10 protein-coding genes and 1 other RNA gene are annotated in these 11,146 nt (G+C 65.4%); 6 read left to right on the plus strand and 5 right to left on the minus strand.

Annotated elements, in window-relative coordinates; all coding sequences use genetic code 11:
- The coding region (locus ACXJKJ_RS10790) for an esterase-like activity of phytase family protein (RefSeq protein ID WP_457390094.1) at nucleotides 1–1,207 on the plus strand (1,207 nt) is incomplete at its 5' end.
- 3 nt (nucleotides 1,208–1,210) lie between these two features.
- Here the strand turns inward: ACXJKJ_RS10790 and ACXJKJ_RS10795 are convergent.
- Nucleotides 1,211–2,146 carry an asparaginase gene (locus ACXJKJ_RS10795; protein WP_457352772.1) on the minus strand — a complete coding sequence of 312 codons (936 nt, stop codon included), beginning with the start codon at nucleotides 2,144–2,146 and terminating at the stop codon, nucleotides 1,211–1,213.
- A gap of 68 nt (nucleotides 2,147–2,214) precedes the next feature.
- On the opposite strand from ACXJKJ_RS10795, the gene lexA reads away from it, so the two are divergent.
- Nucleotides 2,215–2,886, plus strand: a complete 672-nt coding sequence (gene lexA / locus ACXJKJ_RS10800; protein ID WP_457390095.1) for a transcriptional repressor LexA — start codon at nucleotides 2,215–2,217, stop codon at nucleotides 2,884–2,886.
- A 60-nt stretch (nucleotides 2,887–2,946) separates the two neighbouring features.
- Here the strand turns inward: lexA and ssrA are convergent.
- From ssrA to ompA, 4 genes are all read right to left on the minus strand, one after another.
- Nucleotides 2,947–3,319, minus strand: a transfer-messenger RNA (tmRNA) gene (gene ssrA / locus ACXJKJ_RS10805).
- A gap of 14 nt (nucleotides 3,320–3,333) precedes the next feature.
- On the minus strand, nucleotides 3,334–4,008 hold the full coding sequence (locus ACXJKJ_RS10810; protein ID WP_056202139.1) for an HAD-IA family hydrolase: 675 nt from the start codon (nucleotides 4,006–4,008) through the stop codon (nucleotides 3,334–3,336).
- Entirely contained in the window at nucleotides 4,005–4,709 is a 705-nt protein-coding gene (ubiG, locus tag ACXJKJ_RS10815; protein ID WP_457390096.1) for a bifunctional 2-polyprenyl-6-hydroxyphenol methylase/3-demethylubiquinol 3-O-methyltransferase UbiG, read from the minus strand. The genes ACXJKJ_RS10810 and ubiG overlap by 4 nt, the downstream gene beginning before the upstream one ends.
- Nucleotides 4,710–4,781: 72 nt before the next feature.
- Nucleotides 4,782–5,438, minus strand: coding sequence for an outer membrane protein OmpA (ompA, locus tag ACXJKJ_RS10820; protein ID WP_057299396.1), 657 nt, complete (start codon nucleotides 5,436–5,438; stop codon nucleotides 4,782–4,784).
- A gap of 264 nt (nucleotides 5,439–5,702) precedes the next feature.
- On the opposite strand from ompA, the gene gyrA reads away from it, so the two are divergent.
- From gyrA to pheA, 4 genes are read left to right on the plus strand one after another with little or no spacing between them, the layout of a single operon-like run.
- On the plus strand, nucleotides 5,703–8,357 hold the full coding sequence (gyrA, locus tag ACXJKJ_RS10825; RefSeq protein WP_457390097.1) for a DNA gyrase subunit A: 2,655 nt from the start codon (nucleotides 5,703–5,705) through the stop codon (nucleotides 8,355–8,357).
- Nucleotides 8,358–8,361: 4 nt separating this feature from the next.
- Nucleotides 8,362–8,949: a DUF2059 domain-containing protein gene (locus ACXJKJ_RS10830; RefSeq protein ID WP_457390098.1), complete on the plus strand. Its 588-nt coding sequence runs from the start codon at nucleotides 8,362–8,364 to the stop codon at nucleotides 8,947–8,949.
- Between the two features lie 14 nt (nucleotides 8,950–8,963).
- Nucleotides 8,964–10,055, plus strand: a complete 1,092-nt coding sequence (serC, locus tag ACXJKJ_RS10835; protein ID WP_457390099.1) for a 3-phosphoserine/phosphohydroxythreonine transaminase — start codon at nucleotides 8,964–8,966, stop codon at nucleotides 10,053–10,055.
- Nucleotides 10,048–11,145 (plus strand): prephenate dehydratase, encoded by a 1,098-nt coding sequence (pheA, locus tag ACXJKJ_RS10840; protein ID WP_457390100.1) that lies wholly within the window; start codon nucleotides 10,048–10,050, stop codon nucleotides 11,143–11,145. The genes serC and pheA overlap by 8 nt, the downstream gene beginning before the upstream one ends.
- Nucleotide 11,146 lies beyond the last annotated feature (1 nt).

Here is an 11,146-nt window from a genome sequence, read left to right on the forward strand (position 1 = left end):
CGCCAATGACTGGGGCGCGCCGCAGCTCGACAACACGACGTCCTTCATCGCCCGCTTCCAGACGGTGCAGCTCAGCCTCACCGCCAACGCCGCTGGCTCCGCCCTGCCCTACACGCTGACGCCGACGCTGCAGGCCACCACGCTGCTGTCCAGTTCCACAGCGCTGAACTACGGCCCCAAGGCCGCGACACTGAGCGGCATCGTCGACAGCAGCACAGTCCTCGCCGGCAGCAAGAACTACTTCTCGGGCCGCTCCGACAACTTTGCCGCCGGCCTGTCGACCAACCCGGCCAACGCCCGTCTCGACCCCGAAGGCATCCGCGTCTCCAACGACGGCAAGAGCGTCTTCATCTCCGACGAGTACGGCCCCTACGTCTACCAGTTCGACCGCGCGACGGGCGAGCGCATCCGCACCTTCAGCCTGCCGAGCAGCTTCGCCGTTGGCAACGTCAGCTCTTCCGGCGCCGCCGAGGTCTCTGGCAACACGGCAGGCCGCGTCGCCAACAAGGGCATGGAGGGCCTGGCCATCTCGCCCGACGGAAAGACGCTGTTCGGCTTCGTGCAGAGCCCGCTGGCCCAGGACGGCGGCGACGGCGGCCGCTACAACCGCATCGTCAAGATCGACGTCGCCACGGGAGCCACCAACCAGTTCGCTTTCGACAACCAGATCAACGGCAAGGCCTACAACAGCAGCGAGTTGCTGGCACTGAACGACCACGAACTCATCGTGCTGGAGCGCGACGGCAAGGGCACGGGCGACGGCTCCAAGGCGGCGGTGAAACAGCTCGTCAAGATCGACCTGACTGGGGCCGCCGAGGTCAGTGGCATCGCCGACCTGCGCACCCAACCCGGCACGGCAATAGTCGGCACGCGATTTCTCGATATCAAGGCCGCGCTCAACGCCGCCGGCATTTCCGACGCGCTGATACCGGCCAAGCTCGAAGGCATTGCCTTCGGCGAGGATGTCATCGTCAACGGCAAAACGATGCACACGCTGTATCTCGCCAACGACAACGACTTCCTGGCCACGGCAATCCCGAACGGCGGCAGCGCGCCGGCAGCCTACGGCAACCAGTTCTACGTCTTCGCTTTCGAGGGCAATCTGACCAACCAAGCCATCGCGGCCGTGCCTGAACCCAGCCAATATGCCCTGCTGCTGGCCGGCCTGAGCCTGGTCGGTTTCGTGGCCCGGCGCCGCAGCCGCTGAGGCTCAGTCGCCCAGCAGGCTCAGGATCAGTTCGATCCTGGCCTTGACCGGGCTCAGCGCGCCGGCGCTGGGCAGCAGCCCGGGCAAGTCCATGACCGGGCCGGCGTCGCAGCGCGTGCTGCGCCAGACCTTGACGCCGCCGGCCCGGGCTTCGTGCAGCGCGGCAGCCAGCGTGGTGCTGAGCGTGCCGTTGCCCGTGCCAGCGGCGACCAGCCCGTCGATGCCTGCCGCGCAGAGCGCCCGCACGACAACGCCATCCGCACCGGCATGGTTCATGACGATCTCGACCCTCGGCCAGCGTGCGGCCGGCCGGGCGATGCGCGCCAGCCCCAGGCCATCGCCCACGGGCCAGCGGCCAAGCTGGCGCACGACGCCCTCCTCCACCCGCGCCACCAGCGCCCCGTCGACCGACTCGAAGGCGTCAACGCGATAGCTGTGTGTCTTGCGCACCTGGGTCGCATCGTGCACACGGCCTGCGAATGCGACGACGACGCCCGCCGCATCGGGCGTCGCTGCCACCTGCACCGCATCGAAAAGGTTTTGCGGCCCGTCGGGCGCCAGCGCCGTCGCCGGCCGCATCGCGGCCGTCAGAACGACGGGCTTGACAGGTGCCAGCACGCGCTGAAGGAAGTAGGCGGTCTCCTCGAGCGTGTCCGTGCCATGGGTGATGACGATGCCAGCGACTTCAGGCCGGTCGAGGTGCTGCTGTACGGCGACTGCGAGCCGCTGCCAGGTCGCGAAATCCATGTCCTTGCTGTCGAGCTGGGCAACCTGCTGCGCCTCGAGCTTCTGGCCCGACAGCGCGGGCACTGCCGCCAGCAAATCCTCAACGCTCAATTGCGCCGCCGTGTAGCCCACACCGTCGCTGGCGGTTTTGGCAGTGCCGGCAATCGTGCCGCCGGTGCCCAGAATGACGATCAGACGGTCAAAGGTTTGCAATTTCTTGGATTCCTGGATGAAAATACAGGTGCTGGACAAATTTCCAGCCCTGACGAAAAGGCCGCCCCGTGCAAGACCGACCCAAGCTTACCGCCCGACAGCAGCAGATCTTCGACCTGGTCCGCAACGCGATCGAAAGCACCGGCTCGCCACCCACCCGCGCCGAGATTGCCGCCGAGCTGGGTTTCAAATCCGCCAACGCGGCCGAGGAGCATCTGCAGGCCCTGGCTCGCAAGGGCATGCTGGAACTCGTCGGCGGCACCTCGCGCGGCATTCGCCTCAAGTCCGATGCGCTGAGCGCCRTCAACCGCGCCCGCCAATTCAACCTTCCGATTCCCCACTTCGCCCAGTTGACGCTGCCCCTGATCGGTCGAGTGGCTGCGGGCGCGCCCATCCTGGCGCAGGAGCATGTCGAGCAGACCTATACGGTCGAGCCCGGCCTGTTCGCTAGGAAGCCCGACTACCTGCTCAAGGTCAAGGGCATGAGCATGAAAGACATCGGCATCCTCGACGGCGACCTGCTGGCCGTGCAGTCGGCCAAGGAGGCGCGCAATGGCCAGATCGTCGTGGCTCGGGTCGGCGACGAGGTCACGGTCAAGCGCTTCAAGCGTGGGCCTGATGGCATCCAGTTGCTGCCCGAGAACGCCGATTTCGAGCCCATCCGCGTCGATGAGCACAGCGAGAGCTTCAGCATCGAGGGCCTGGCTGTTGGGCTGATTCGCGGACAGGGGTTCAATTGACCCCGGCGCACTCGAGATGAAAAAAGGCCCGTGTCACCGACACGGGCCTTCTCAATTGGATGGTGGAGCCGGGGGGAATTGAACCCCCGTCCGCAAGCCATCACCGGGCAGATCTACATGTTTAGCCGGCTGATTTGAATCTCACGGTCAACTCGCGCAGTGGCACGCTAGCTTTCCCGCCAGTCACTTGATCTCACGCCCCACCGAGTGACCCGGTGCGACGCCAGCCGATGTGAGTGACTTCTCAGCCTTGCCCCTTGCGGAACTCAGCCCGGCCCATCGGCCTGCCGTTGAGAAGCTCATCCGCAATTAAGCGGCGAGTGCGAACGTAGAGTCGTTTGCAGTTACTTTGTTTCCAGTGGTTTTACGAGCGGACTGGTGCTCGACATGCCCTACTCCGGATCCGCACCCACGTCGAAACCAAGTCGGCCCCAGAGACCTTGCATCTTAGGCCAGACCGAGCGCTTTCAAGAGCTCACCCGGCGCGGACAGCTCCAGGTCGGCGCCCCAATGACGAAATTCACCGCTATGGCCGAGATAGCCCCACGCCGCAGCGGCCGTTGCCATGCCAGCAGCGCGACCGGCCAGGATGTCGCGTTCGTCGTCTCCGACATAGAGGCAGGACGCCGGTACCACGTTCAAGCGGCGTGCTGCCTCCAGCAGCGGGGCGGGGTGCGGCTTGGTATGGCTCGTGGTGTCGCCGCCCACGATGGCGCCGGCCGCCAAACCCAGCGCCTTGGCAAGCGGCAAGGCGAAGCGTTCGGCCTTGTTGGTGACGATGCCCCATGCCAGGCCCGCATCAGCGAGCCCGAGAAGCTCCGCCTCGATGCCGACAAATGTGCGCGTGCTGTCATACATCAGCGCTTCGTAGCGATCCAGAAATTCACGCTTGAGTTCGTCATAGCCCGACTGACCAGGCGCCGCGCCGAAGGCTTGGCCCAGCATGCCGCGCGCGCCGGAGCCGCCATGCGGCCGATATTGCGGCAACGGCAGCGGGGTGAGACCGCGATCGGCGCGCATCGCATTGGCGGCGGCCGCGAGGTCTGCGGCACTGTCGATCAACGTGCCGTCCAGGTCGAACAGCACGGCCTGCAGATGCGACCAGGGGGCGGCAAGCTTCAAGCGGGACGGCGGCAAGCCAGCAGGTAGTTCACGTCGGTGTCGCTACCCAGGCTGTAGCGCTGCGTGAGCGGGTTGTAGGTCAGGCCGCGGCTGCCTTGCAGCTCAAGCCCGGCGTCGCGACAGAACTGCGACAGCTCCGACGGCTTCAGGAAGCGCGCATATTCGTGCGTGCCCTTGGGCAGCATCTGCAGTACGTACTCCGCACCAACGATGGCGAGCAAGAACGACTTGGCGTTGCGATTGAGCGTCGACAGGAAGACCCAGCCGCCGGGCTTGACCAGCGTCGCCAGCGCCCGCACGACCGAGGCCGGGTCGGGCACATGCTCCAACATCTCCATGCAGGTAACCACGTCAAAGCTGGCCGGTTGTTCAGTGGCCAACGCTTCGACGGCGATTTCGCGGTATTCCACGCCTTCGGTCCCCGCCTCCATGGCGTGCAGTTCTGCGACGCGCAGCGGCTTGGTCGACAGGTCGATGCCCAGCACCTGGGCGCCGGCACGCGCCATGGAATCGCTCAGAATGCCGCCGCCACAACCGACGTCCAGCACACGCTTGCCTGCCAAAGGGCAGAGCTGCTGAATCCATCCCAGGCGCAGCGGGTTGATCTCGTGCAGCGGTTTGAAGTCGCTCTCGGGGTCCCACCAGCGGTGGGCCAGTTCGCCGAATTTGGCGAGCTCTTGCGGATCGGCGTTGATCGTCATGACATCCAGAAAGTAGAAAAGCCCCGACGGCGGACCGTGCGGGGCTTTGCAAAGCGCCCGAGGGCGCTGAGCTTACTTGTTGCGCGTACCGACGACTTCGATCTCGGTGCGGCGGTTCTTGGCGCGGCCTTCGGTCGTCTTGTTGTCGGCGACGGGCTGCTTTTCGCCCTTACCTTCGGTGTAGACGCGGTTCGGCTCGACACCCTTGCCAACCAGGTAAGCCTTGACAGCTTCCGAGCGGCGGATCGACAGCTTCTGGTTGTACTCATCGCTGCCCACCGAGTCGGTGTGGCCAACGGCGATGATGACTTCCAGGTTGATGCCCTTGGTCTTGCTGACCAGGTCGTCCAGCTTGGCGGTGGCTTCGGGCTTCAGCGTCGACTTGTCGAAGTCGAAGAAGGCATCAGCGGCGAAGGTGACCTTCTCGCTGACCGGAGCTGGCGGCGGGGGAACCGGCTTCGGAGGCTGGGGAGCCGGCGCCGGAGGCGGGGGAGCAACCGGTGCCGGCGGCTCAACCTTGGGTGCCGGCTTGATTTCGCCGTCGCAGCCCTTGGCCGCCGTAGCGGGCGTCCAGAAATTGTCGCGCCAGCAATATTCGTTGGTGCCGTTCTTCCAGACGGTGCCGTCGGTTGCGCGCCAGTTGTCGATAGCTTGGGCCGATGCGCCAGACGCAGCAACGGCGACCGCGGCCACCGCAAACAGCGACGCCACACGATTCAGTTTCTTCATGATTCTCCTCTCAAGGAATGCCGCAGTTGCCCTGCGAGAGTCAGTACTCAACCTCTAACCTCAGGAGAGACTTTAGGGTTTCTCCTAGGGACCCGACGATTGTGCCATGGGGGCACCGAGACCAACGCATTGTGGCGGCCTACGTTCAAGGCCATGGTGACGATGTTGCGCTGCTGCTACAGGGGGGCGGGCCGCATAGAATTCGCGCCTTTCACCTACCTCTGAGGACGCCGCGGCCGTGTAGCGCGTGCGTCATCCTGCCGCATGACCCAGTTCGCCAAGGAAACCCTCCCGATCAGCCTCGAGGAGGAGATGCGCCGCWSCTAYCTCGAYTACGCGATGAGCGTGATCGTGGGMCGCGCCCTGCCCGATGCGCGTGACGGCCTGAAGCCGGTGCACCGTCGCGTGCTGTATGCGATGAACGAGATGGGCAACACCTACAACGCCAAGTACCGCAAGAGTGCGCAGGCGGTGGGCGAGACCATGGGCAAATACCACCCGCACGGCGACTCGGCCATTTATGACACGATCGTCCGCATGGCGCAGCCATTCAGCCTGCGCCACATGCTGATCGATGGTCAAGGCAACTTCGGCTCGATCGACGGAGATAACGCCGCCGCAATGCGATACACCGAGATTCGTCTCGACAAAATCGCTCACGAAATGTTGGCTGACATCGACAAGGAAACCGTCGATTTCGGACCCAACTATGACGGCAGCCATAAGGAACCCCTGGTACTGCCGACCCGTTTGCCGAATCTTCTGGTGAATGGCGCTTCGGGTATTGCCGTGGGTATGGCCACGAATATCCCGCCGCACAACCTCAACGAGGTTGTCGACGCCTGCCTGTTCGCGCTGAAGAGCCCGGAATGCACCGTTGACGAGCTGATGGAGATCATCCCGGCGCCGGACTTCCCGACCGCCGGCATCATCTACGGCCTGGCTGGCGTGCGCGATGGCTACCGCACCGGCCGCGGCCGCGTCGTCATGCGCGCCAAGGTGCATTTCGAGGACATCGACAAGGGTTCGCGCCAGTCGATCATCGTTGACGAGATCCCCTACCAGGTCAACAAGAAGACCCTGCTTGAGCGCATTGCCGAACTGGTGCAGGAAAAGAAGATCGAGGGCATCAGCCACATCCAGGACGAGTCCGACAAGTCCGGCATGCGCGTGGTCATCGAGCTCAAGCGCGGTGAAGTGCCCGAGGTGGTGCTGAACAACCTGTACAAGCAGACGCAGCTGCAGGACAGCTTCGGCATGAACATGGTCGCCCTCGTCGATGGCCAGCCCAAGCTATGCAACCTGCGCGACATGGTCATCGTGTTCCTGGAGCACCGCCGCGAGGTGGTGACCCGCCGCACGATCTACGAACTGCGCAAGGCCCGCGAGCGCGGCCATGTGCTGGAAGGCCTGGCGGTGGCGCTGGCCAACATCGACGAATTCATCGAGACCATCAAGACCTCGCCGACGCCGCCCGTCGCCAAGGCTGCCCTGATGGCCAAGAGTTGGGATTCGTCGCTGGTGCGCGAGATGCTGTCGCGCACCGAGACGCTGTCGGCCGGTGGCCCCTCCGCCTACCGTCCCGAAGGCCTGGAGCCCGAGTACGGCATGCAGGCCGACGGCCTGTACCGCCTGTCGGAATCGCAGGCTGGCGAAATCCTGCAGATGCGCCTGCAACGCCTGACTGGCCTGGAGCAGGACAAGATCGTCGGCGAGTACAAGGAAGTGATGGCGGAGATCGCCGATCTGCTCAACATCCTTGCCACGCCTGCCCGGGTGACAACCATCATCAGCGACGAGCTGGTGCAGCTGAAGAACGAGTTCGGCCAGACCAAGCTGGGCGCTCGCCGCAGCGTCATCGAGCACAACGCCCAGGAACTCGGCACCGAAGACCTCATCACGCCGACCGACATGGTCGTGACGCTCTCGCACACCGGCTACATCAAGAGCCAGGCATTGAGCGAATACCGCGCTCAAAAGCGCGGCGGCCGCGGCAAGCAGGCCACGCAGACGAAGGACGACGACTGGGTCGACCAGCTCTTCATCGCCAACACCCACGACTGGCTGCTGTGCTTCTCCAACCGCGGCCGCGTCTACTGGCTCAAGGTCTGGGAAGTACCGCAGGGCTCGCGCAACTCGCGCGGCAAGCCCATCGTCAACATGTTCCCGCTGCAGGCCGACGAGAAGATCACCGTCGTGCTGGCGCTGACCGGCGAGTTCCGCAGCTTCCCTGAAGATCACTTCATCTTCATGGCCACGGCCATGGGCACGGTCAAGAAGACCTCTCTGAAGGACTTCAGCAATCCCCGCAAGGCCGGCATCATCTCCGTCGACCTGGACGAGGGCGACCACCTGATCGGCGCCGCACTGACCGACGGCCACCACGATGTGATGCTGTTCAGCGACGGCGGCAAGGCCGTGCGCTTCGACGAGGACGACGTGCGCCCGATGGGCCGCACCGCCCGCGGCGTGCGCGGCATGATGCTCGAGCCCGACCAGCGTCTCATCGCCATGCTGGTGGCCGAAGACGAAACCCAGAGCGTGCTGACCGCCACCGAGAACGGCTACGGCAAGCGCACGTCCATCGTTGAGTACACGCGCCACGGCCGCGGTACCAAGGGCATGATTGCCATCCAGCAGAGCGAGCGCAATGGCCGCGTCGTCGCCGCGACGCTGGTGCGTCCCGAGGACGAGATCATGCTGATCACCGACAAGGGCGTGCTGGTGCGCACCCGCGTCAGCGAGATCCGCGAACTCGGCCGCGCCACGCAAGGCGTCACACTGATCGCGCTGGACGACGGCAGCAAGCTGTCCGGCCTGCAGCGCATCGTCGAGAACGACGCCAACGAGACCGATGCCCCTGCCGAAGATGGCGAGGCCGGCCTTACCGATGACTCCTCCGAAGCCCCCAAGGACTGATCACATGACCTCTCGCAACCTGGGCCTGGCCCTCGCCCTGGCCCTGGCCCTGGCCACCGGTACCGCCCTGGCCGATCCGTCGCCGGCCAAGAAGGCTCTGATCGACAAGATCGTGGCGCTGCAGCAGCAGGGCATGGCCGACAGCATGGCGGCCAGCATCGTGCAGCAACCCCTGCCGCAGCTGACGCAAGGCGGCCGCGCCGCGCTGCAGCAAGTGCCGCCCGAGAAGCGCGACGCGACGGCCAAGGCCATGGACGCCGAGCTGAAGAAGTTCATCGAGGAAAACGTGCCCTACCTGAAGGACAAGATCGCCAAGGCGATTGGGCCCACGGCTTCGGCCCTGCTGGACGAACGCTTCAACGAGGACGAACTGAAGCAGGTCGTCGCCTGGGCAGAATCGCCGGTCAGCCAGAAATTCGGCCTTGCCAGCGTCGAACTGCAGAAGGCCGTCGCACAAAAGGTGATGGCCGAGGCCGGCCCCACGCTGGAAGGCCGTCTCAAGGCCTTGCAGACCACGCTGGCCAAGCAATTGGGCCTGCAGCCTCCGCCGGCCGCCGCGCCCAAGCCCGCAGCCTCCGCGCCCAAGAAATAGCCTCCCGGATCTCGATGACCACAGCCCGCCCGTTCAATTTCGCCCCCGGCCCCGCCACACTGCCTGAACCGGTGCTGCAACAGGTGGCGGCCGAGATGTTGGACTGGCACGGCAGTGGCATGAGCGTCATGGAGATGAGCCACCGCGGCAAGGAGTTCATCTCCATCGCGGAAGCGGCTGAGCGGGATCTGCGCGAGCTGCTCGCTGTGCCGGCCAACTTCCGCGTCCTCTTCATGCAGGGCGGCGGACTGGGCGAGAACGCCATCGTGCCGCTGAACCTGAGCCGAGGCGGCAAGGTGGACGTCGTCGTGACGGGTTCCTGGTCGCGCAAGAGCGCTGCCGAGGCGCGCCGCTATGCCGACGTGCAGATCGCCGCCGACATCGGCAGCGGGCATGCCATCCCTGGCAACTGGCAGCTTCGCAGCGACGCGAGCTATGTCCACGTCTGCACCAACGAGACCATCGACGGCGTCGAATTCCACGACCTGCCCCGTGTCGGCAACGGCGTGCCGCTGGTCATCGACTGCTCCTCCCACCTGTTGTCGCGCCCCATCGACTGGAGCCGCATCGGCCTGGCCTTCGGCGGCGCGCAGAAGAACATCGGCCCGGCCGGCATGACTCTGGTCTTCGTGCGCGAAGACCTGCTGGGCCGCGCACTGGAGATCTGTCCTTCGGCCTTCAACTACGAAACCGTAGCGGCAGCCCAGTCCATGTTCAACACGCCGCCGACCTTCGCGATCTACGTGGCGGGTCTGGTGTTCCAGTGGGTGAAGGGCTTTGAGTACGCTGGCAAGCGCGGCCTGGCCGCCATTGAGCAGCGCAACATCGACAAGGCCGGCCTGCTCTACGCGACGCTGGATGCCTCCGGCTTCTACGARAACCGCGTCGACACCAGCTGCCGYTCGCGCATGAACGTGCCCTTCTTCCTGAAGGAYGARAAGCTCAACGAGAGCTTCCTGACCGCGGCCAAGGTCGCTGGCCTGCTGCAGCTCAAGGGTCACAAGTCGGTAGGCGGCATGCGCGCGTCCATCTACAACGCGATGCCGCTGGAAGGCGTGCAGGCGCTGGTGTCATTCCTGAAGGACTTCGAGGCCCGCCATGGCTGAACCTGTCGCCTCCCAGGCACTGCTCGCGCTGCGCGACCAGATCGACGCCCTGGACCGCCAGCTGCTGGACCTGCTGAACCAGCGCGCACGCGTCGCCGAGCAAGTCGGCGAGATCAAGCGCGCCGAGGGCACACCCTTTTTCCGCCCGGACCGCGTCGCCCAGGTCATCGACAAGATCCGTGCCGCCAACCCGGGGCCGTTGAAGTCCGAGCACGTCGCGGCCATCTGGCGCGAGATCATGTCCGCCTGCCTGGCTCTGGAGTCGCCGCAGCGCGTCGCCGTGCTCGGCCCCATCGGCACCTTCTGCGAGCAGGCCGCTCTCGAATACTTCGGCAGCGCCGCCGACATGACCTACTGCGCCACTTTCGACGAGGTCTTCCACGCGACGGCCAGCGGCAGCGCGCAGTTCGGCGTCGTCGGCGTCGAGAACATGACCGAGGGCGTCGTCACGCGCTCGCTGGACCTGTTCCTGCACACGCCCTGCCATGTGGTCGGCGAGGTCAGCCTGCTGATCCGCCACAACCTGATGCGCAAGGAGCCTTCGATGCACGGCATCGAAGCGGTGCTCGCGCACCCGCAGGCCCTGGCCCAATGCCAGAACTGGCTGAACAAGCACCTGCCCGACGTCGAGCGCCGCGCCGTGTCCAGCAATGCCGAGGGCTCGCGCCTGGCCGCCACCAACCCGGCCTGGGCCGCCCTGGGCAGCGAACGTGCCTCGCAGGTTTTCGGCCTGCACATCACCGCGCACGCCATCCAGGACGAGGCCTACAACCGCACGCGCTTCGCCGTCATCTGCCTGCCGCAGACGATGGCCACACCGCCGGCCACCGGGCGCGACTGCACCAGCCTGGTCGTTTCCGTGCCCAACCGGCCCGGCGCCATGCACGATCTGCTGGTGCCGCTGAAGAAGCACGGCGTGTCCATGACCCGCCTGGAGTCCCGCCCGGCCCGTACCGGCCAGTGGGATTACTACTTCTACATCGACCTCGACGGCCATCCGACGCAGCGCCACGTCGCCGACGCGCTGGCTGAGTTGCGCGAGCTCTGCGCCTTCTTCAAGATGCTGGGCGCCTACCCGGTGAAAAACTAAC

The organism is Roseateles sp. P5_E1 (assembly GCF_054049335.1).